21 protein-coding genes and 1 pseudogene are annotated in these 21,129 nt (G+C 67.5%); 14 read left to right on the forward strand and 8 right to left on the reverse strand.

What is annotated here, in order from left to right:
- Nucleotides 1–8 precede the first annotated feature (8 nt).
- The 4 genes from AC0KWY_RS21640 (at nucleotide 9) to AC0KWY_RS21655 (ending at nucleotide 4,055) form a co-directional block, all read left to right on the forward strand.
- On the forward strand, nucleotides 9–1,811 hold the full coding sequence (locus tag AC0KWY_RS21640; RefSeq protein ID WP_474027563.1) for an acyl-CoA dehydrogenase: 1,803 nt from the start codon (nucleotides 9–11) through the stop codon (nucleotides 1,809–1,811).
- A gap of 71 nt (nucleotides 1,812–1,882) precedes the next feature.
- A complete protein-coding gene (locus AC0KWY_RS21645) occupies nucleotides 1,883–2,704 on the forward strand; it encodes a crotonase/enoyl-CoA hydratase family protein (protein ID WP_474027564.1) in 822 nt (273 codons plus the stop codon).
- A 63-nt stretch (nucleotides 2,705–2,767) separates the two neighbouring features.
- On the forward strand, nucleotides 2,768–3,121 hold the full coding sequence (locus AC0KWY_RS21650; RefSeq protein ID WP_474027565.1) for a hypothetical protein: 354 nt from the start codon (nucleotides 2,768–2,770) through the stop codon (nucleotides 3,119–3,121).
- A gap of 175 nt (nucleotides 3,122–3,296) precedes the next feature.
- Nucleotides 3,297–4,055, forward strand: coding sequence for a hypothetical protein (locus AC0KWY_RS21655; protein WP_474027566.1), 759 nt, complete (start codon nucleotides 3,297–3,299; stop codon nucleotides 4,053–4,055).
- Nucleotides 4,056–4,084: 29 nt separating this feature from the next.
- On the opposite strand, the gene AC0KWY_RS21660 is transcribed toward AC0KWY_RS21655, so the two are convergent.
- From AC0KWY_RS21660 to AC0KWY_RS21670, 3 genes and pseudogenes are all read right to left on the reverse strand, one after another.
- Nucleotides 4,085–4,966 carry a hypothetical protein gene (locus tag AC0KWY_RS21660; RefSeq protein ID WP_474029768.1) on the reverse strand — a complete coding sequence of 294 codons (882 nt, stop codon included), beginning with the start codon at nucleotides 4,964–4,966 and terminating at the stop codon, nucleotides 4,085–4,087.
- A gap of 201 nt (nucleotides 4,967–5,167) precedes the next feature.
- Nucleotides 5,168–5,764, reverse strand: a pseudogene (locus AC0KWY_RS21665) (DUF5666 domain-containing protein); the annotation flags it as partial.
- A complete protein-coding gene (locus AC0KWY_RS21670; RefSeq protein ID WP_474027567.1) occupies nucleotides 5,761–6,603 on the reverse strand; it encodes a DUF6502 family protein in 843 nt (280 codons plus the stop codon). The gene AC0KWY_RS21670 and the pseudogene AC0KWY_RS21665, both read right to left, overlap by 4 nt.
- A gap of 415 nt (nucleotides 6,604–7,018) precedes the next feature.
- Here AC0KWY_RS21670 and AC0KWY_RS21675 point away from each other — a divergent pair, with 415 nt between their 5' ends.
- Genes AC0KWY_RS21675 through AC0KWY_RS21720 form a run of 10 tightly spaced genes read left to right on the forward strand, consistent with a single transcriptional unit; the run spans nucleotide 7,019 to nucleotide 15,713 of the window.
- Nucleotides 7,019–7,324, forward strand: a complete 306-nt coding sequence (locus AC0KWY_RS21675) for a c-type cytochrome (RefSeq protein ID WP_474027568.1) — start codon at nucleotides 7,019–7,021, stop codon at nucleotides 7,322–7,324.
- A 15-nt stretch (nucleotides 7,325–7,339) separates the two neighbouring features.
- The gene (locus AC0KWY_RS21680) at nucleotides 7,340–8,677 is read left to right on the forward strand and encodes an FAD-dependent oxidoreductase (RefSeq protein ID WP_474027569.1); all 1,338 of its coding nucleotides are present in this window, start codon (nucleotides 7,340–7,342) and stop codon (nucleotides 8,675–8,677) included.
- Entirely contained in the window at nucleotides 8,674–9,123 is a 450-nt protein-coding gene (gspG, locus tag AC0KWY_RS21685) for a type II secretion system major pseudopilin GspG (protein WP_474027570.1), read from the forward strand. The genes AC0KWY_RS21680 and gspG overlap by 4 nt, the downstream gene beginning before the upstream one ends.
- Nucleotides 9,124–9,132: 9 nt before the next feature.
- Nucleotides 9,133–10,326, forward strand: a complete 1,194-nt coding sequence (locus tag AC0KWY_RS21690; RefSeq protein WP_474027571.1) for a type II secretion system F family protein — start codon at nucleotides 9,133–9,135, stop codon at nucleotides 10,324–10,326.
- Nucleotide 10,327: 1 nt separating this feature from the next.
- Nucleotides 10,328–11,833 (forward strand): GspE/PulE family protein, encoded by a 1,506-nt coding sequence (locus AC0KWY_RS21695; RefSeq protein WP_474027572.1) that lies wholly within the window; start codon nucleotides 10,328–10,330, stop codon nucleotides 11,831–11,833.
- Complete coding sequence (locus tag AC0KWY_RS21700) at nucleotides 11,817–12,986, forward strand: hypothetical protein (RefSeq protein WP_474027573.1); 1,170 nt, start codon at nucleotides 11,817–11,819, stop codon at nucleotides 12,984–12,986. Before AC0KWY_RS21695 ends, AC0KWY_RS21700 begins: the two co-directional genes overlap by 17 nt.
- Complete coding sequence (locus AC0KWY_RS21705; RefSeq protein ID WP_474027574.1) at nucleotides 12,983–14,488, forward strand: secretin N-terminal domain-containing protein; 1,506 nt, start codon at nucleotides 12,983–12,985, stop codon at nucleotides 14,486–14,488. The genes AC0KWY_RS21700 and AC0KWY_RS21705 overlap by 4 nt, the downstream gene beginning before the upstream one ends.
- A complete protein-coding gene (locus AC0KWY_RS21710; protein ID WP_474027575.1) occupies nucleotides 14,485–14,964 on the forward strand; it encodes a type II secretion system protein in 480 nt (159 codons plus the stop codon). Before AC0KWY_RS21705 ends, AC0KWY_RS21710 begins: the two co-directional genes overlap by 4 nt.
- A complete protein-coding gene (locus AC0KWY_RS21715; RefSeq protein WP_474027576.1) occupies nucleotides 14,954–15,328 on the forward strand; it encodes a type II secretion system protein in 375 nt (124 codons plus the stop codon). The genes AC0KWY_RS21710 and AC0KWY_RS21715 overlap by 11 nt, the downstream gene beginning before the upstream one ends.
- Nucleotides 15,303–15,713 carry an NUDIX hydrolase gene (locus tag AC0KWY_RS21720; RefSeq protein ID WP_474027577.1) on the forward strand — a complete coding sequence of 137 codons (411 nt, stop codon included), beginning with the start codon at nucleotides 15,303–15,305 and terminating at the stop codon, nucleotides 15,711–15,713. Before AC0KWY_RS21715 ends, AC0KWY_RS21720 begins: the two co-directional genes overlap by 26 nt.
- An 89-nt stretch (nucleotides 15,714–15,802) precedes the next feature.
- Here the strand turns inward: AC0KWY_RS21720 and AC0KWY_RS21725 are convergent, their stop codons facing one another.
- The 5 genes from AC0KWY_RS21725 to AC0KWY_RS21745 form a co-directional block, all read right to left on the reverse strand.
- Nucleotides 15,803–16,390, reverse strand: coding sequence for a transglutaminase-like domain-containing protein (locus tag AC0KWY_RS21725; RefSeq protein ID WP_474027578.1), 588 nt, complete (start codon nucleotides 16,388–16,390; stop codon nucleotides 15,803–15,805).
- Complete coding sequence (locus AC0KWY_RS21730) at nucleotides 16,387–17,583, reverse strand: acetylornithine transaminase (protein WP_474027579.1); 1,197 nt, start codon at nucleotides 17,581–17,583, stop codon at nucleotides 16,387–16,389. The genes AC0KWY_RS21725 and AC0KWY_RS21730 overlap by 4 nt, the downstream gene beginning before the upstream one ends.
- Before the next feature lie 267 nt (nucleotides 17,584–17,850).
- A complete protein-coding gene (locus AC0KWY_RS21735) occupies nucleotides 17,851–18,423 on the reverse strand; it encodes a mechanosensitive ion channel domain-containing protein (protein ID WP_474027580.1) in 573 nt (190 codons plus the stop codon).
- A gap of 108 nt (nucleotides 18,424–18,531) precedes the next feature.
- Complete coding sequence (gene narL / locus AC0KWY_RS21740; protein ID WP_374327833.1) at nucleotides 18,532–19,185, reverse strand: two-component system response regulator NarL; 654 nt, start codon at nucleotides 19,183–19,185, stop codon at nucleotides 18,532–18,534.
- Nucleotides 19,182–21,047, reverse strand: coding sequence for a histidine kinase (locus AC0KWY_RS21745; protein ID WP_474027581.1), 1,866 nt, complete (start codon nucleotides 21,045–21,047; stop codon nucleotides 19,182–19,184). The genes narL and AC0KWY_RS21745 overlap by 4 nt, the downstream gene beginning before the upstream one ends.
- Nucleotides 21,048–21,129 lie beyond the last annotated feature (82 nt).

A 21,129-nucleotide genomic window follows, 5' to 3' on the forward strand; every position in this document is an offset into this window, starting at 1 on the left:
TACAGACAATGAGCGACTACCGCGCCCCGATCAAGGACATGCGCTTCGTCATGGATGAACTGGCCGGCTTCAAGGAACTGAGCAGCCTGCCCGGTCTCGAAGAGGCGACGCCGGACCTGGCCGATGCCATTCTCGACGAAGCGGCGAAATTCGCCGGCGAAGTCATCGCCCCTTTGAACCGCGTCGGCGACCAGCAGGGCTGCCAGCTCGGCGCCGACGGCGTGAGCACGCCGGCCGGCTGGAAGGAAGCCTACGCCCAGTACCGCGAAGCGGGCTGGAACGGCATCACCCTGCCGCCCGAGTTCGGTGGCCAGGGCCTGCCCGACACGCTCGGCATCGCCGCCAAGGAAATGCTCTGCTCGGCCAACATGGCTTTCAGTCTCGGCCCCTTGCTTACCACCGGCGCCGTCGAAGCGCTGCTCACCTGCGCCAGCGACGAACTGAAGGCGATGTTCCTGGAAAAGATGGTTTCCGGCGAGTGGACCGGGACGATGAACCTGACCGAACCGCAGGCCGGCTCCGACCTGGCGCTGATCCGCTCGCGCGCCGAGTCGCAGGGCGATGGCACCTACCGCGTCTTCGGCCAGAAGATCTTCATCACCTACGGCGACCACGACATGACCGACAACATCGTCCATCTCGTGCTCGCCCGGCTGCCCGACGCGCCGGCCGGGGTCAAGGGCATCTCGATGTTCCTGGTCCCGAAGTTCCTGGTCAATGCGGACGGCAGCCTCGGCGCGCGCAACGACGCCTGGTGCATCTCGCTCGAACACAAGCTCGGCATCCACGCCAGCCCGACCTGCGTCATGGCCTATGGTGACAAGGGCGAGGGCGCCATCGGCTACCTGCTCGGCGAAGCCAACCGCGGCCTCGAATACATGTTCATCATGATGAACGAAGCCCGTCTCGGCGTCGGCCTGCAAGGCGTCGCCATCGGCGAGCGCGCCTACCAGCAGGCGCTCGCCTACGCCCGCGACCGCAAGCAGGGGCGCGACGCGCTGACCGGCGAAATGCTGGTGACCATCGACAAACACCCGGACATCCGGCGCATGCTGATGCTGATGAAGTCGCGCGTCGAAGCCGCCCGCGCGCTTACCTACTACACCTCCGGTCTGCTCGACCGTGCCCGCCACCTGGCCGACGCCGAAGAACGCAAGAAGGCGCTGTGGCTGGCCGAATTCATGATCCCCATCGTCAAGGGCGGCGGCACCGAAATGGGCATCGAGGTCACCTCGCTCGGCATCCAAATCCACGGCGGCATGGGCTTCATCGAAGAAACCGGCGCCGCCCAGCACTTCCGCGACGCCCGCATCACGACGATCTACGAAGGCACCACCGGCATCCAGGCCAACGACCTCCTGTTCCGCAAGCTGATGCGCGACCAGGGCGCCACCGCGAAGCTCGTCTTCGGCGAAATCTACGCCACGGTCAAGACGCTGACCGCGAGCGGCAAGCCGGAACTGGCGGCGATCGCCCAGAAGCTCGGCGTCGCGCTGAAGATGTGGACCGACTCCAGCGAATGGCTGGCGGCCAACGCCAAAACCGGCCTCGGCGGCGTGTTGACCGCCGCCGTCCCCTACCTGAGCCTGGCCGTCGTCGTCTGCAACGGCTGGATGATGGCCAAGGCCGCACTGGCCGCTGCCCGCTATCTCGACAAGGGCGAGGGCGACCTGCCGTTCTACCGCGCCAAGCTGGCCAGCGCCCGCTTCTACGCCGATCAGATGCTGCCGCAGGCGATCGCTTTCGCCGAGACGGTCAAGACCGGCGACGCGGCAATTGCCGGTCTCGGCGACGAACTGTTCGACGCCTGATTCCCCCGATTATCTCTGCGACCTCGCGTCTTTCGCCCCCGCCCGCCGGGGGCTTTTTTTTGGAGACCATCATGACTTTTCCCGAACTCAGCGCGATCGGACTCGAATTTGCCGACGGCGTGCTGGAGGCGACGCTGAACCGGCCGGACAAGGCCAACGCGCTCGACGACGCGCTGTGGCAGGAACTGCGTACGCTCTTCGACTGGGCCGATGCGACGCCGGCGGTGCGCGTCGTCATCCTCGCCGGCGCCGGTCGCCACTTCTGCGCCGGCATCGACCTCGCCATGCTGGGCGGCGTCATGGCGCGCATTGCCGACGCCGACGAGGCGCGCAGCCGCGAAGCCCTGCGCCGCCTGATCATCGACCTGCAGGATTGCCTGACGGCTGCCGAGCGCTGCCGCAAGCCGGTCATCGCCGCGATCCAGGGCGCCTGCCTGGGCGGCGGTCTCGACCTCGCCTGCTGCTGCGACCTGCGCTACGCCAGCGCCGACGCGCGCTTCGCGGTGCGCGAGATCGATCTCGGCATGGTCGCCGACGTCGGCACGCTGCAGCGGCTGCCGCGCCTGGTCCCGCCCGGCATCGCCCGCGAACTCGCCTACACCGGGCGCGAGTTCGCCGCCGACGAGGCGCTGCGCCACGGCTTCGTCAATGCCGTCAGCCCGGATGCCGACCGCCTGCTGGCCAACGTGCGCGAAACCGCCCGCGTCATCGCCGGCAAATCGCCGCTCGCCATCCGCGGCAGCAAGGAAGTCCTCAACTACAGCCGCGATCATTCGGTTGCCGACGGCCTCGCTCACGTCGCCTCCTGGAACGCCGCCATGCTGCTTTCCGCCGACCTGCGCGAAGCCGGCGCCGCCGCCCGCGAAGCTCGTCCGCCACGCTTCGCCGACTGAACGCGGGACTGGGCTGGCGGCGCCTGCTATGCTGACCGGCCCCGCAGCCAACAAGGAGAAACCATGGCCCTCGGCTGGATGACGATACTATCCAACGTCCCCTGGTCCGACGTGATCAAGAACGCCCCGGCCGTCGCCGACGGCGCTCGCAAGCTCTGGCAGAAGGTCGGCAGCCGGACCCCGGCGGCCGCCCCCGGCGCGGCTGCCGCGACCCCGGAAGAGCGGCTGGCCGCGCTGCAGGTCCGGGTCGACGAAATGCATGCGCAGTTGCAGAACGCCGGCGAGGTGATCCAGTCGCTCGCCGAGCAGAACGCGCAACTGATCGCCCGCGTCGAGAAGACCCGCCGCCGCCTGTTGCTGCTCGCACTCGCCAACCTCGTCACCGCCGCCGTCGCGCTCGCCGCCTGGCTGCGCTGAATCGATCGCGCGGCGATCCGCCGCGTTGGCGGCTTTCATGCTCGGTGCATTGTCTGCGCTGCGCCGGCTTTTAGCGGGCATTGCGGCAGTGCCGGACGGCGCTCGGCCGATTTTGCGCTGGTGTCCGTTTCCCTGTCGCAGTTAGAATTCCGCGATCCTAACTCTGTTGAATAATATGAAATCCCTTGCGATCGCCGTCCTCGCCTTGTTGAACACGCCGTTGGCGCTTGCCGAGGGGCAATTTACCGTCAGCACCGGGCTCGATTTTTCCAGCGGCAAGTACGGCCAGGATTCACGGACCGAAACCCTCGTTGTTCCGGTCAGCTTGAAATATGAGGTCGACGACTGGACTTTTCGCGCGATGATTCCGCGCGTCGACACGCGGGGGCCGGCTTCGGTCATCGGGCACGGCCCGGATCAGGTGACGATCGATCCCGGAAAGACCGGCACCCGAACCGTATCGGGGCTGGGCGACGTGGTTCTCGGCGTCGGCTGGAACGCCCTGCAGAACGGTCCCTGGCTGGTGGAACTGATGGCCAAGGTCAAACTGCCGACCGCCGACAGCAGCAAGGGGCTGGGGACCGGTCACAGCGATGTTTCCCTGCAGGTCGACCTGTATCGCGCGTTTGGCGAAAATACCTTGCTCGCTACCTTGGGTTACAAGCGGACCGGCGATCCGGCCGGGGTCGCGCTGAACGACCCGGTATTTTCCTCGCTGGGATGGATGAGCAAGCTTACGAGTAAGACGACGGTCGGCAGCAGTGTCGATTACCGCCAGAAACTCCAGGATAGCGGCGCTCCGGTGCGTGAGATCAACGGCTTCATGATTTACAAGCTGGATCGCCACTGGAAGTTGCAGACCTATCTGGTCAAGGGCTTTTCCCGGGCCAGTCCGGACTTCGGTGGGGGCGCCTTCATTTCCCATGCCTTTTAAGACGAACTAGAAGGGAGGGACGCCGCTGTTCAGTGGCGTTCGACCTTCTCGACCTTCTCGGGCCTCTCGACCTTCTCGACCTTCTCGACCTTCTCGACCTTCTCGACCTTCTCGACCTTCTCGACCTTCTCGACCTTCTCGACCTTCTCGACCTTCTCGACCTTCTCGACCTTCTCGACCTTCTCGACCTTCTCGACCTTCTCGACCTTCTCGACCTTCTCGGCCTTCTCGACCTTCTCGGCCTTCTCGACCTTCTCGACCTTCTCGGCCTTCTCGACCTTCTCAGCCTTCTCGATCTTCTCGGCCTTCTCGACCTTCTCGGCCTTCTCAGCCTTCTCAGCCTTCTCAGCCTTCTCAGCCTTCTCAGCCTTCTCAGCCTTCTCAGCCTTCTCAGCCTTCTCGGCCTTCTCAGCGTGTTCAGCCTTCTCGGCGTGTTCAGCGTGCTCGGATTTCTCGGCGTGCTCGGATTTCTCGGTGTGCTCGGATTTCTCGGTGTGCTCGGCCTTCTCCTCAATCTCTTCGATATCTTCGATCTCGGGAATTTCGATTTTCTCGCTGGATACGCTTTCGCTGCTTTCCGCGACTGACGATTTGATCGTGCTCTCCGTTTTTACCGAAGGCTTCCTGTTGTTGCTGCGACGTTCGGGATGGTTGGTGTGTGCGACCTGTTCGGTCTCGATGCGCCGGGCCACCAGGAGACCGGAGCGGTTGACCGCCGCGTCGATGAAGACCCGTTGATTGGTCTGCACTGAGCGCACGCTGTCGCGCGGCAGTTGCGCGGTATTGACGCGTACGCCGGCCACCGTGAGACTTTCGGCGCTTGGCCGATCCTGAACCAGGCCTTCGATCAGCAGGCGACCGACATTCTCCTTGAGGCGGGTGCTGGGGTCCGGCTTGACGCTGCTGGGCACCAGTGCGCTACCGGTCCATTTACCCTTGACTACCGCGGCATCGGCGGTGAGCGGTGCGCCGACGCGAACGCCATTGACTGTGTTGGCATTGCCAGTGCGCATCACCGCCCCCTGGACACTGGCCTGATCGAGCTTGGCTGCCTGAATCCGCGTTGCGAAGAGCTTGCCGTTGGCGCCGCTGAGGGCGCTGACCTTGACCTGTTGTCCCGGTGCCAGCGGCGCGCCGGCCAGCCGGGTGTTGGGGCCGAGCGTGACGGGCTGGCCCATGACGTGGATCAGCTTGCCGCCTGGATGGATATCGGTAACCGGCCCTTCCAGCGCGTGGAGGACGGCGATGTTCTTGGCTTCCAGTCCTCTGGGCGATTGGCCGGCCTCGATCGAGACAACCTGACCGACCGCCAGCTTGCCGGCGGCCGAGGGTTCGCCGTTGTCGCTGACGGGGACCGCGTTGTCGAAATGAACCTCGACGCCATTGATGCAGACCGACGCAAAGCCGCTGATGACGCCGACGATACCGACCGAACCGGCGTCGCCCAGCGGCGCGCCGGTCCCGCCGATGCCGCCCCCAGCCGGCGCCAGCCCGGTGCCGCCGATGCCGCCATTGCCAGGCTCGTGTCCGGTTCCGCCGATGCCACCGGTGCCCGGCTGATGTCCGGTACCGCCGATGCCGCCAGCGCCCTTTTCTTCGCGCACCGGATGGTTGAGTTCGGGGCGTTCCGGATCGACGCAGACCGGCGCCGCCCAGGCCGGTGCCTGAAGCAGCAGGGGGAGGAGGGCGGCAAGGAAACGGCGTTTCATCGATCCGGCTCGCTGGCTTGGCACTGATCTTCGGCGCTGTAGAAGTAAATTCCGCAGGTGAAGCGCTGGTCGCTATCGGACGCCTGCTCCGGGCGGGCCTGGCGTGCATCTTCGGCGGTGCTGTGCAGGCGGGTCAGCATCTGCATGCCGATTTCCGCCGCCAGCGTGCGCATGCCTTCGATCTCGTCGCGGGTCATCCCGTTGTGATGGACGCTGCGCTCGAACCACGGCCTGGCTTTGCCAAGTACGTTGTCGGCCGCGGCGGCGGCATGGTCGCCGAGGTTGTGGGCGAAATAAGCGAGTTTTTCCTCGTTGCCCTTGCGTGGTACGAAGGCGTCGGTGGCGAGGACCACCCGGTCTTCGGCGTCGATGCTGGCCATTTCCTGGTGCAGCCATTCGTCGAGGACCGAGCGCGGCCGGATGTCCTGACTGACGCTCGCGACCAGGGCCTCGAAGGAAATGTCGCCGCCGTGCCGCGCCAGGCGGGGCAAGGGGCGTGGCTTGCCGGCCTCGTCCAGCCAGCGCCCGTCGGTGATCCAGCGGGCGACGATCTGGGCGCTCAAGGAAACCTTGGGGGGGAGGGCTGCGCCGATCTTCGGTAGTTCGCGCAGGCGCTTGACGTCCTTGCGATGGACGCCGGTCAGCAGGCTGATCCGGCTGTCGGTCGAGGGTTTGTCGTCGAGCCGGAAATCGCGGTCGGCGACGTTGACATAGACCCGCTTGAGGATCTCGATCACGACCGGCAGCGTGATCCCGTGTGTCAGCAGGACCCGGACAAGCGGAGCCAGGATGCGATGCATCGCGTCAAGCAGTGCCGAACGGATGGGGGATTCTGTCATTGCCTGCTTTGGCTGGGGCCTGCCGGTGGTGAAGGAGATGGTGCTGTTTTATATTTTGTGGAACATTTTTCCACGTATTCCGCTTTCGGTAAAGCGAATTCTTCTCATCGCCAAAGGGGGCTCCTGCACTTTTTGCGGGCTCGAAAGCTTCTCCCCAACATATCAAGGAGTGGGCGGCTCGCTGGGATCGTGGGGTTTACAGTGCGCGGATTCGACACTAAGATGAATTCGCGTGGGAAAAATTACCGCGTGAAATTTCCGCAGGAAGCGCTGCTTCATCTTGTTTTAAGCATGTCGCCGTAACTTGTTGCGGGAAGGCTGAAGTCGATTGTTGTAGCAGCGCAGTGTCGCCGGTTGTATCGGCATAGAGAAATATTCGAATTTGGCAATTTATTAGAATCAGGAGGAATCGATCATGGTGAAAAGAAATGCATGGATCCTGCTGGCGGCTTGCCTGCCGCTGCAGGGCATCGCCCAGGTTGCCGGGACGCCGCCCAATGGGCGTCTCCTGGCGTCCAACTGCTTTCAGTGTCACGGCACGAACGGCAAGGCGGTATCGGGCTTCGAGCGTCTCGCCGGCATGTCGGCGAGCGAACTCAAGTCCGAAATGGCGGAAATGAAGGTGGAGAAGGAAGACGGAATCATGGGAGTGCATGCGGCGGCCTATACCGACGCCCAGATTGCGGCGATGGCCGCGTATTTCGCCAGCGTCAAGAAATGATCCGGGGAGAATGAAATGAACGTTAATCGCAGAAAAATCCTCGCCGCTTTCGGCGCCGGCGGCCTCTCGATGTTGCCCCTGTCGCGTGCTCTGGCCGACGGCTTGCCGGCCAGCCTGACCGGCACCAGCCCGATCTGGATTCCCAGCAACGCGCCGGTCCACCCCGTGCCGACCACCTACGCCGCGAGCGGCCGGGTCGTCGTCGTCGGTGGCGGCATGGCCGGCGCAACCGTCGCCAAGTACCTGCGTCTGTGGGGCGGCAGCAAGGTCCAGGTGACCCTGGTCGAGCCGGCATCGGCCTACGTTTCGAACATCATGAGCAATCTGGTGCTCAACAACCAGCTGACCCTCAACAGCCTTAATTTCAACTGGAACCGCCTGGTCAGCAGCTATGGCGTGAAGCGCGTCCAGGCGACGGTTCGCGGTATCGATCCGGTGGCCAAGAAGGTGACGCTGGATGTCGGCGCTCCCTTGTTCTACGACCATCTGGTGGTGGCGCCGGGGATCGAGTTCGATGTCGTTCCCGGCCTGGAAACCGCTGCCGCGCAGGCGCTCGTGCCGCATGCCTGGAAGACCGGGCCGCAGACCGCCACGTTGCGCACGCAGATTCAGAGCATGAAGGCTGGCGGGACCTTCCTGATGAGCATTCCGAAGGCGCCTTACCGCTGCCCGCCCGGACCCTACGAACGGGCTTGCATCGTTGCCGATTATTTCAAGCGCTACAAGCCGGGCTCGAAGGTGATCGTCCTTGACGAAAACCCGGGCATCACAGCCGAAGCGCACACCTTCAGCGTGGCTTTCAGCAAGCTCGGCATCGACTATCGCCCGGGCGTCGCGGTGGCCTCGGTCAATGCGTTGACGCGCACCGTCGTCACGGCGACCGGGACCCAGATCAAGGCCAATGTGCTCAACGTCATTCCCAACCAGCGCGCCGGTGCGGTGCTGGCCAGCAATGGCCTGGTCAACGTCAATGGTCGCTGGGCCGGCGTCAATGTCCTGAACTACGAATCGACCGCCGCCAAGAACGTGCATATCATCGGCGACTCGTCGGCGACCACCCAGCCCAAGGCCGGCCACATCGCCAACCAGGAAGCCAAGGTCTGCGCCGACGCGATCGTCCGTGCCATGCTCGGACTGGCACCGGATTCGGCGATCATGACCAATTCGGCCTGCTATTCCCCGGTGTCGTCAACCCAGGCGTCGTGGCTGACCGCCGTCTTCGCCTACGACCCGGTCAGCAAGACGATGAAGGTGGTGGCCAACAACCCGGCCGAAGCCCCGTCACCGGACGCGGAAAGTCTCCGGGAAATGCGCCAGTGGTTCTCCAACCTGATGACGGACAGCTTCGCGTGAGCGCAGCTGTTTCATCCGTTTGCGGCCGACTCCGGTCGGCCGCGCCGGCGCGGGGGTTCACGCTGCTCGAGATGCTGGTCGTGCTGGTCATCATCGGCCTGCTCACCAGCTACGTCGCGCCGCGCTTCTTTTCCCAGGTCGGGCGTTCCGAAGTGAAGGTTGCCAAGGCGCAGATCGAAGCCTTCAGCAAGGCGCTCGATCAGTACCGGCTCGACGTCGGCGCCTATCCGACCACCGAACAAGGGCTGGCGGCGCTGCTGGCACCGCCGGCGCGGGTGGGACGCTGGCACGGTCCCTACCTGGCCAAGGCCCTGCCGCAGGACCCGTGGGGCAACAACTACGCCTACTTCGCGCCGGGGCGCGCCGGGGAGTACGAAGTCCTCTCCTACGGGCAGGACGGCAAGCCGGGCGGCCAGGACGGCAACGCCGACATCAGTTCGAACTAGGGAAGGTCGATGCGCTACAAGGTCCGCAGCCTCACTGCCGACGGCTCGGTCGTCAGTCAACTCCACGACGCCGCCGGCGCCGCCGAGTTGCGCGCCCGTCTCGCCCGGGACGGCACGACGCTGCTCTCGATCCGGCCGCACTGGCCGGCCTGGGCCGGCTTGCGCCGGAGCCGCGGCGGCCACGACCGCCATCTGATCTTCTGCGATCAATTGCAGACCCTGCTGGCGGCCGGGATTTCCGTCCCGGAAAGCCTGGCGGCGCTGGCCGATAGCGAGGATGATGCCGATTTCCGGCAGGCGATTGCCCAACTGCTGGCGGTGGTCGCCACCGGGCAGGCGCTGTCGGCGGCGCTGGCCAGCCAGCCGGCGCATTTTCCGGCGATCCTGCAGTCGATGCTGAAGGCGGCCGAACGCACCGGCAACCTGGCCGAGGCGCTGGCGCGCTACGTCGGCTACCGGCGCCAGCTCGGCGAATTCAGCGACAAGCTGTGGGCGGCGGCAACCTATCCGCTGCTGCTGCTGGTCGCCGGCGGCGCCGTCGTCCTGTTCCTGATGCTTTACGTGGTACCGCGTTTTGCCCTGGTCTATCGCGACGTCCTCGGACCCTTGCCCTGGGCGGCGCGCCTGCTGCTGGCCTGGGGCGATTTCGCCAGCGGCCGTGCCGGGCTGATCCTCGGTGGTCTGGCCCTGATTCCGGCGGGCGCCATCCTGCTCTGGCGCCAGGCGGCCTGGCGGGCGCGTCTGACGGCCTGGCTCGGCGGGCTGCCCGGGGTCGGCCATCTGTTGCGCGAAATCCAGCTCTCCCACTATTTCCACAGCCTTGGCCTGCTGCTCGCCGCCGGTCTGCCGCTGGCCAAGGCGCTCGACCTCAGCCGCGACATCCTGGCGGTCACCCTGCGCCCGGCGGCCGCCGCCGTCGCCAGCAGCGTGCGCGAAGGGCGGCGCCTATCGGCCGCCTTGTCCGATCACGGTCTGGTGACCCCGGTGGCCTTGCGCCTGATCCAGGCCGGCGAAAGATCCGGCCAGTTGGGCGAACTGCTCGGCCGGGCCGCCGCCTTTCACGACCAGCGCGTCCTGCACGCCAGCGAGATGCTCTCCCGCTTCGCCGGACCGCTGCTGATGGCGGCGATGGGCCTGCTGATCGGCGGCATCGTCGTGCTGCTCTACATGCCGATCTTCCAGTTGGCGGAAGGACTGGGCTGAGATGAACGAGATCGCCCTGAGCTGTCTTCCCGAGCTGCCGCTGGCGGCGCTGCTACGCTGGCAGATGCTGCCCCTGCGCGCGGCGTCCGGCGCCTTGCGCCTGGCCCGCGTCGAGCCGCCGGACGCCGTGCTGATCGCCTGGCTCGACGCCCGCCTGGGCGAGCCCTGGCACTGGCAGCCCTGCGCCGACGACTGGCTGCAGGAACAACTGGCGCTCGCCAGCGACACCTATCGCGCCCTCGCCGATGTGCCGTCGGCGGCGCTGCCGGCGGGCAGCACGGAAGCGCGGATCACGCTCAATTCGCTGGCGGTCGAGGACAACCCGGTCGTCCGCCTGGTCGATTCGACCCTGCACGACGCGGTAGCCGACGGTGCCAGCGACATCCATCTCGAAGCCTGTCCGAACGGCCTGTCGATCAAGTTCCGGATCGACGGCGGCCTGCTCGAAGTCGGCGGCGTCAACGAGGCCGGCGGCCGGGCGCTGGCCGAGCAGGTGGTGTCGCGGATCAAGGTGCTGGCCGATCTCGACATCGCCGAGACGCGCGTGCCGCAGGACGGCCGCTTCAAGGTCGCGCTCGACGGCCAGGGCGAGCAGCCGATCGATTTCCGGGTCTCGGTGATGCCCAGCCTGCACGGCGAGGATGTCGTCCTGCGCATCCTCGACAAGCGCCGGCTGGCGGCCGGCGACGGTCGCCTGTCGCTCGCCGCGCTCGGTTTTCCCGCGGCCCAGGCCGACGAACTCCGTCGCCTCGCCGCTCGTCCGCACGGCATGCTCCTGCTCACCGGGCCGACCGGCAGCGGCAAGACGACCAGCCTCTACGCCTTGCTGATGGAGACCGCGCAGGCCGGCGAGAAGACGATCACCATCGAGGACCCGGTCGAGTACCAGTTACCCGGCGTCCTGCAGGTGCCGGTCAACGAACGCAAGGGCCTGAACTTCGCCCGCGGCCTGCGCTCCATCCTGCGCCACGACCCGGATCGCATCATGGTCGGCGAGATCCGCGATCCGGAAACCGCCGAGATCGCCGTCCAGGCGGCGCTGACCGGCCACCTGGTGCTGTCGTCGGTACACGCCAACGGCGTTTTCGAGGTGATACAGCGTTTCACCCACATGGGGATCGACCTCTATGCGCTGTCGGCCAGCCTGATCGGCATCGTCGCCCAGCGTCTGCTCCGCCTCAATTGTCCGCACTGCCTGGTGCCGGCGGAGGCCGGCGCGCGCCTGGCCGAACGTCTGGCGCTGAGCGCCGACGAGCGGCGGCGGCTGCGCCGCGGCCAGGGCTGTCCGGCGTGCCGCGGCAGCGGTAGCCGCGGCCGCCTGGCGGTCGCCCAGCATCTGGTTCTCGACGACGAACTGCGCGAGGCCATCGTCGGCCGCATGCCGATCCGCCAGCTCAAGCACTTGGCCGCCGAGCGCGGCGTCACCGACTGGTCGGTCGGCCTGCGGCCGCGCCTGCTGAGCGGCGAGATTTCTCCCGAGGAGGCAGCGCGTGCGCTGGCCGACTGAAGCCGCTTCCTGGCAGATCGGCCCGGCCGGCATCGCCATCGCCGACCGGCCGGCCAGCGGCGGGCCGCTGCGTCCCGGCGATCTCGCCGCGGCCCTGGCGGCAGTGCCTGCCAGCGCGGGTGTCGCCCGGGAAATCCTGGTCGATGATGCCTGGGCGCGCACCCTGCTGGTCGAACTGCCGGCCGGCGGCTTGCGCGGCGAGGAGCGGCGGGCGCTGATCGGCCATCGCCTGCGCGAGGTGTTCGACGGTGCACTGGCGGCCGGCGACTGGCGCGAGGCGCGCGCCGCCGGGCTGCCCTGGCCGGGCTGGTGGAAATCGTCGGCGAACTGTCTGGTCAGCGTCCTGCTGCCCGAGGTTGCCGCTGCGCTGGCCAACCGCCGGGCCTTGCGCCAGGTGCTCACGGTCTGGGGCGAGGCCCTGTCCCGGGTGCCGGCCACGGCGCAGGGCGCGCTTGCCGTTTTCGGCGCCGACCGGATCAGCGTCGGCGCCTGGACCCGCGGGCGCTGGCTGGGCTGGCGCAGCTTCGTGGTCGGCGACCTTGCCGCCGGCGAAGCCGAACTGCAGCGCTGGCTGGGCGAGCTGGCCTGGCCGGCCGGCGAGCGGACGATCTGGTGCCGGGGCTGGACGTCGGCCGGGGCGGCCGCCGCGCCGTGGCGCTGGGCGGTCTTGCCCGCCTCTGCCCGCCGTTGCCGGCCGCCACTCTTTGCGCTGAAGCCGGCGCCAAGTCGCGAGCGCTGGCCGTTGCGGCGCCGCCTGATCGCGCTCGCCGCCGGGCTGACGCTGCTCGCCACCGTCTATGTTTCCCTGCCCGAGTCGTCGGCGCCGGAGGCGGAAAGTGTCGTCGCCGCGCTGCCGCCGCGGCCGCGGCCGCCGGTGGCGGAGGAAACCGTCGTCGCGCCGGCGCCGGAGGCGGTGCCGGAAGTCCAGGAAGAGAGCGTCGTCTGGCCGGAAATCCTCGGCATCTACACCAGCGGCCGGCAGCGCCAGCTTCTCTACCGCACCGCCCAGGGGGCCGCCATGGCCCGGCGCGGCGAACTGATCGACCAGCGTTTCCGGGTCGAACGCCTGGCGATTGCCAAACTTACCCTGGTCGACACCGTGACGCAGGAGCGTCGCGAGTTCGAACTCGAATCCTCCGGAGTCCAACCGTGAAGCGCTTCCTCGTCTTGTTTTTCGCCGCGCCACTGGCCGCTTGCGGCCTGCTGCCGCAGAGCGCCGCGGAAAATCCGCCGCCGCTCGAACAGCGGGTCGCCGAATGGCGCGCGCCGCCGGTAGCGCTGCCGCCGCCGGCTGCCGAAGCCGCGCCGGCCATGGTTTCCGCGTTGCCGCCGCCAATCCGCCTGGCGGAGAATTTCCGGCGGCCGGTCAGCCTGCTGCTCAAGGATGCGCCGCTCAGCGACGTGGTGACGGCCCTGGCCAAGACCAGCGGGCTGAACATCGTGCTCGACCAGGATGTCAGCCCGGAGCTCAAGGTGACCATCGTCGTCCGCAACCTGCCCTTCGAGGAGGTGCTCGGCCTCATCCTCAAGGCGCACCAGCTCGAACGCGAGATCGTCTCGGCCAACACGCTGCTGATCTACCCGGCCCAATCCGACAAGCAGCGCAGCTACCGGCAACTGGTGACGCGCAGCTTCTCGCTGGAAAATGCCGACGCCAAGCAGGTGCAGAACGTCTTCAAGCAGGTGCTGAAGGCCCGCGATCTTTACGTCGACGAGCGGCTCAACGTGCTGATCCTGCGCGATACGCCGGAGGTCGTGCGGCAGGCCGAATTCCTCGTCGCCCGCCTCGATGCCGCCGACCCCGAGGTCATGCTCGAAGTCGAGGTCCTGGAAATCAGCCGCAACCGCCTGCAGGAGCTCGGCCTGAAATTCCCCGACCAGATCGGCCTTGGCGCCCTGTCGCCGACGACCACGACGACGCTGCTCAGCGGCGGCGTCGTGCAGACCGTCCCCGTCCCTGGCGGCGAACTGGCGCCCGGCAACGTCGATCTCAGGCATACCGGCCAGCTCACCCTGTACGCGCCGAATCCGATGGTCCTGCTCAACCTGCGCGGCGAGAAGGGCAACGGCAACCTGCTGGCCAACCCGCGCATCCGCGTCAAGCACCGCGAGAAGGCGCGCATCCACATCGGCGAGAAGCTGCCGCTGTTCACCACGACGTTGACCGCCAACGTCGGGGTGGCGGCCTCGGTCAGCTATCTCGATGTCGGGCTCAAACTCGATGTCGAACCGCAGGTGCATGACGCCGACGACGTCGGGATCAAGATCGGCCTCGAAGTGTCGTCGGTGGTGCGCGAGGTGATGGGGCCGCAGCAATCGCTCGCCTACATCGTCGGCACGCGCAGCACGAACACCAGCCTGCGCCTGCGCAACGGTCAGACGCAGATCCTCGCCGGCCTGATTTCCGACGAGGAGCGGCGCAGCGCCAGCCAGGTTCCCGTGCTCGGCGACCTGCCGGTCCTCGGCCGCCTCTTCGCCTCGAAGCGCGACAGCGGCGCGAAAACCGAAATCGTCCTGCTGATCACCCCGCGCGTGCTGCGCGCGCCGTCGCGCCCGAGCGCGGCGCAGCAGATCTGGAACGCGCCAGGCGGCGAATGGCGCGACGGCGGCGCCGCGCTACCGGAGGCGGCCAGCCCGGCGCCGACGAATCAATGAAACGGCAGACGACCGCCGGCTTCACCCTGATCGAGATGGCGATCGTCGTCGCCATCATCGGCGTCCTGGCGACCGGCATCGCCCCGCTCTCGCAACTGGTGCACCAGCGCGCCCAGGAGCGCGAACTGCGCCAGGCCCTGCGCGACATCCGCAGCGCGCTAGACCGTTACCACCAGGCCCACGAGTCCGGCCTGATCGCCCGTCAGGCCGACGGCTCGGGCTACCCGCCCAATCTTGAAGTGCTGACCGAGGGCGTGCCGGATGCCCGCAGCGCCGACGGGCGTATGCTGTATTTTCTGCGCCGCCTGCCGCGCGATCCCTTCCACCCCGATCCGCGGGCACCCGCCGCCGCCACCTGGGGGCTGCGTTCCTACGCCAGTCCGCCGGACGATCCGCAAGCGGGCAAGGACGTTTTCGACGTCTACTCGCTGTCGCCGGCGGTCGGCCTGAACGGAGTGCCGCATCGTGCGTGGTAAACGGGAAAAGGGCTTCACCCTGCTCGAGATGATGGTCGTCATGGCGATCATCGCCCTCCTGCTGACCATCGCCGCGCCGCGCTACTTCGTCCATCTCGACCGCTCGCGCGAAGCCGCGCTGCGCCAGACGCTGTTCATCGTCCGCGACGCGCTCGACAAATTCCACATGGACCGCGGGCGTTCGCCGGAATCGCTCGACGAACTGGTCGCCGAACGCTACCTGCGCCAGCGGCCGACCGACCCGCTCACCGAAAGGGCGGACACCTGGCGCATCACCGCCGGCGAAAACGGCATCGGTGTCGGCGATCTGCACAGCGGCGCCGAAGGGAAGGGGCTCGATGGGTCGCGCTACGCCGACTGGTAGGCAGGGCGGCTATACCTACCTGCTGATGCTGTTTGTGGTCGCCGTCGCCGGCTACGGTCTGGCGCTGCTCGGCGAGTCCTGGTACAGCGCCGCCCGGCGCGAGCTCGCCGAGCAGACCGAATTCGCGCTCGACGCCTACGCGCGGGCGCTGGCCAGCTACCGGCTGGCGACGCCGGATGGCGCCAGCTACCGGCCGCGGCGTCTCGCCGATCTTCTCGAAGACCGGCGCAGCGGCAGCCTGCGCCGCCACCTGCGCCAGCTCTACCCGAACCCCGCCAGCGGCCGCCAGGACTGGGTGGTCAGCGTCGACGGCCTGGGGATCGTAGCCGTCTGCCTGGCCGCGGCGGGGAGTCAGGAAGCGCGTTGCAGCATGGAAGCGCAGTGAGCGGACGGTCCGGGTATCAGTGTGAGGAGGGCCGCCAATAACGTGACTGATTCCCGTCCGAGTGTCATTTTTCTGCATGATGTTTGAAGTCAATCGGTGATGTCGGGCAAGCTGTCTGCGACTTCGCGGTAATCGCCGGCGCTTTCCAGCACCCGCAGCACCAGCGCCAGCGGCTCGCCGTGGATGCCCGGCAAATCTGCTTCGCCGGGCAGGTTGACCGAAAACGCCAGGCGCTCGACCGGCGGCGTGAATTGGGCATCGATACCGGGTTTGTTGCCGCGTGCGTCGATCCGGTACCAGCCGTGTGCGGCCAGATACACGGCGTTGAGGCCGTGCAGGCAGTACGGCGGGCGGCCGTCGGCGATGCTCAGGCGCTGGTAGCAGAGGCCGGCCGGGATGCCGTTGGCGCGCAGCAGCGCGGCGAGCAGGTGGCTCTTGGCGTAGCAATAGCCGGTGCGGTGTTCGAGTACGGCGGAGGCGGCGCAGGTGACCGGGTTCAGCCGGTGGTCCCAACTGTGGCGGATTTCGTCGCGCACGAAGCGGAAACAGGCGGCGGCGATAGCGGCGTCGCCGTCAAGGCCGGCGGCGAGGCCATGCGCCTGGGCGAGGACGGCCGGCTGCCGCCAGTCGATGATGCGGCTGGCGGCGAGCCAGGGCTGCCGTTCGGCCGGGCTCATGCTTGTGCCTCTTGCACATCGGCGATGGCGCGGCGGAGCAGGGCGATGCCGTCGGCGATTTCCGCTTCGCTGGTGTTCAGTGCCGGCATCAGCCGCAGGCAGTGCGGGCGTGGCGCGTTGACCAGCAGGCCGAGCTCGCGGGCGTGGACGACGATGGCGGGGCCGAGGTCGGCGCCGAGTTCGAGGGCGAGCAGGAAACCTTCACCGCGCACTGCGCCGAGGCCGAGTTCGGCGGACAGCGCGCGCAGCGCCTCGGCGAGCTGTGCGCCGCGCTGCCGGCTGGCGGTCAGGAAGCCGTCGGCGAGCAGGGTGTCGAGCACGGCCAGCCCGGCGGCGCAGACCAGCGGGTTGCCGCAGTAGGTGCCGCCCTGGTCGCCGGGGGCGAAGCAGGAAGCGGCGCGGGTGGCGAGCAGCGCCGAGATTGGCAGGCCGCCGCCGAGGCCCTTGCCGAGCGTCATGATGTCCGGCTGGATGGCGTGCGCGCTGTGGGCGAAGAGGTGGCCGGTACGGCCGACGCCGGTCTGCACTTCATCGACGATGAGCAGTAGCTGCCGCGCGTCGCACAGTTGCCGCAACTGGCGCAGGAAGTCGCCGCTGGCCGGGATGACGCCGGCTTCGCCCTGGATCGGTTCGAGCATGACGGCGACGGTGTTGGGTCCGATCAGCCGGTTGACCGAGGCGATATCGTTCAGCCGGGCTTTCGGAAAGCCCGCCACCTGCGGCGCGAAGAGCGTGTCCCAGCCGGGCTTGCCGCTCGCCGACATGGTCGCCAGCGTGCGCCCGTGGAAGCCGTCGACGAAGGTGACGATCTCGTGCGCGCCGCCCTTGTGCAACTGCCCCCATTTGCGCGCCAGCTTGATCGCGCCTTCGTTGGCCTCGGCGCCGGAGCTGGCGAAGAAGACGTGGTCGAAGCCGCTGTGCGCGGTCAGTTTTTCGGCCAGGCGCATTGCCGGCAGGTTGTGGAAGGCCGGGCCGGGGTTGAGCAGCGTCGCCGCCTGTTGCGCGACGGCATCGACGATCACCTGCGGCGAATGGCCCAGGCAATTGACCGCCCAGCCTTGCATCCAGTCGAGGTAGCGGCGGCCTTCGGCATCGAACAACCAGGCGCCTTGGCCACGGACGAAAAGGATGTCGGGGCGGGCGGCGATCGGCATCAGGCTGGCGGGGGTGGGAAGGGCGGATGGGTGGTTCACGGTCAACTCCTTGCGTTGAGAAAAAGCGTTGGGGAAAAACAAAAAGGCCACGGGGTGAGCCGTGGCCTGGTGCGAAAAAGCGGGGGGTGACGCTAGGGTTGCGTCGGCGCCGTTGCCTGGCGCGCTGCCATCCGCCGTCGCTGCGCGTACGCGCGGCCCGGCTCGCCCGATTGACGTCGGGCGGCGGTGTGGCGTCGGCGGAGTGCGTTGGCGGTGAAGTTCATGGGGGCAGTGTCGGGGAAGGGCCGGCCGGCTGTCAAGCGCCGATCAGTCGTGCAGCGACGGCAGTTCGTCGTCGACGATGCGGACCCGCAACAGGCGCTGGAAGAACAGGCTGTTGGGCACCTGCAGCAAGGTCGGCTCGCGGTCGGGCAGGGTTTCGCGGATGGTCGTGTAGATCAGCCGGATGTCCAGCACTTCGCCGCCGAGGCCGGGCTTGTCGCCGTTTTCCAGGATCTCGATGTGGTCGTGCAGGCGGAAGGGCCGGGTGGTGTAGATCAGCACCGCGCAGAAGATGTTGGAGAGCACGCTCCAGGCGGCGAAGAAGGCCACCGCGGCGACCGTCGCGAAGCCGGTGATGGCGGTCCACAGCACCGCGCCGGAGACGTTGAAGCGGTCGAGCACGAGCAGGACGACGCCGAAGAAGATGACGATGCTGGCGAAGCGCCGGCCGCCGACGATCAACTCCAGCGGCAGGTTGTGGCTGCGTACCAGGCGGGTGATGATGCGCACGACGAGGCTGCGCAGGAGCAGCGCGGCGGCGACGATGAGGACGACCTGCAGACCGAGCGTGATCAGGTCGAGCCAGGGATGCGCCCAGTCGGGGAGGTAGTCCTTCATGGCGTGGCAGCCGGCTTGCCGGCGTTGTTCGTAGAGGGCATGGGCATTCCAGCGGCGTCGGGAAGACCGATTATCCGGTCAGCCCGGCGGGCGATCAAGGTTGGCCGCTCAGGTGATCTGCTTGTTCACCGCCCACACCGCGGCTTCGACGCGGGAGCGGAACTTGAGTTTCTTCAGCAGGTTGCGGATGTGCACCTTGACCGTGCTTTCCATGATGTCGAGTTCGCGGGCGATCAGCTTGTTCGACTTGCCGGCGGCCAGGCAGCGCAGGATTGCCGTTTCGCGCTCGGTCAGGCTGGCCTGACTGCGCGTCTCGCCGAGGCTTTCCTGGCGCAGCGCCAGGGTCAGCAGGCCGATCAGCTCCGGGCTGATCGCGTCCTGGCCGTCCATCGCGCTGCGGATCAGGCGCAGCATGTCGTTGGGGTCGGCGTCCTTCAGCACGTAGCCGTCGGAGCCGGCGCGGATGGCGGCGATCAGGTCTTCGGCGGCGTTGGAAACGGTGAGGATGAGGATGCGGGCAGCGATGTCGGCATCGCGCATGGCGCGCAGCGTCTCGATGCCGCCCAATCCCTTCATGTTGAGGTCGAGCAGGATCAGGTCGGGATCGAGCTGGCGGGCAAGTTCCAGCCCTTCCTCGCCACTCGCCGCCTCGCCGACGATCTCGAAGCCGGGTTCGAGGCTGAGCAACTGGCAGACGCCGCGCCGGAACAGCGGGTGGTCGTCGATGACCAGGGTGCGGGTGAGCGGGGCGGTGGCGTTCATCGGTTTTCCTTGGCGCTGAATTGTTCGGGGCGAAAGCCCAGGCAGACGAGGGTGCCGCCTTCCGGCGGGCTGACGACCTCGACACTGCCGTCGAGGATCTGCGCCCGGTCGCGCATGATGATCAGCCCGTAGTGGTTGCGCGGCGGCGTCTCCGGGTTGAAGCCGCGGCCGTTGTCGCGGACGCAGACGCGGACGCGGCGGTCGTCGTCGAGGCCGATCTCGATGCCGGCGCTGCTCGCCTGCGCATGTTTCTCGATGTTGGCGAGCGCTTCGCGGACGATGCGGATGACGTGCATCTCCTCGTTGGCAGTGAGGACGATGCCGGACAGGCGGTTGTCGAGGGCGATGGCGAAACCGCACTTGCGCGAGAATTCCTCGACGGTTTCCTGCAGCGCGGCGCTGAAGCCGCGCTCGTCGACGCGCAGGCGGAAGGTGGTGATCAACTCGCGCAGTTCGCGGTAGGCGGCGTTGAGGCCGACCTTCAGCTCCTCTGCGATCGGCGTCGCCTGCGGGTTGTCGCCGAGATGCTTCTCCAGCCGGGTGACCTGGATCTTCAGATAGCTCAGCGACTGGGCGATCGAATCGTGCAGTTCGCGGGCGATCACCGTGCGTTCCTCGAGTACCGCCAGACGGTGGCGTTCCTCGGTGCGCCGCATATTGACCAGGGCGTTCGAAATCTGCCGGCTGACGGTTTCCAGCGTGCGCAGCTTGTCGCGCGGCAGCGGCATGGCGCTGTCGAGCATGACCGGCATCACGCCGTGCAGCGATTCGTTGCCGCCGAGCGGGAAGACGATCATCTGCCGGCCGTCGGCGGTGCGCCCGGTCTGCTGTTCCGGCGCCAGGGTGGCCTGACGGAAGCAGGTGGCGCAGTCGCGTTCGGCGCGCAGCCGGAGGTTTTCGCCGGGGCTCAGGCTGCCGACCACCTGCTGCGCCGGAAACTGCCCGTGTTCGCTGATGCAGATCGCGTTGTGGCCGAGTTCGAGCGCTTCCTCGATTTCGCGCATCACCTGGTGGATGGTTTCCAGGCCGAGGTCGCCGGAAGACAGCTGCTGGCTGGTCCGGTACAAGAGTTCGAGCGACTGGTTGGTGCGCGTCAGCGCCTCGGTCTTCTGCGCCACCTTGGCTTCGAGCTGGCCGTACATGCTGGTGATCTCGTCCATCATGGTGTTGAAGGCCTGGCCGAGCTGGCCGAGTTCGTCGGGGGCAGTGTGGCGGACGCGGGCGCCGAAGGAGCCGGCGGTGACGCTGCGCGCCGCCTTCAGCAGGTCGGCGAGCGGCCGGAAGAGGAGCTTGCGCAGCATCCAGGAGGTGACCAGGCTGACCACCACCATCAGGCCGAGCAGTGCGAACTGCGTGGCGCGCAGCAAACGGATGCGCTCCTCGAGGTCGATCTCGATCAGTTGCACGACCTCGTCGATGCGCGTGACGAAACCGGGAATGTCCTGCGCCAGTTGCTGGATGGCTTCCGGGCCGGCGGCGCTTTCCGGCGCGGTGGCGACGCGCGCCAGCGGACGGATTTCTTCCTCCCAGCGGTGGCGGACCTGCACCAGCAGTTCGTCGAGCGCCGAGCCGGCCTGGCCGGCGACCGCCCGTTCCAGCGTTTCCAGCCGGCGTTCGAACTGTTCCAGCGTCTGCGCCGCCAGTGCCCGCTGGTTCGCCTGCTGTAGCTCGCTGAGCAGGCGGAAGCTGGTCATGCGTAGCGAACCGGAAAGGTTGATCGCGCTCGCCTTGCCGACGCTGCTGTCGGCGATCACCGTCGAGATCAGCACGGAAAGGAAGGAGAGGGTGGCCAGGACGACCATGGCCAGGCCGAGGCGGGCCAGGATGGAATGGCGCAGGGTGTTGAGCAGGGCGGGGATCACGGGCGGCGCGGGCGAAGACTCGGGCATCGGGCGGTCCATTATCGAAGATCGGCTGGCCAAAAGCGACAGGGGGCACCCCGGC

The organism is Azonexus sp. MM2026_4, from assembly GCF_055901855.1.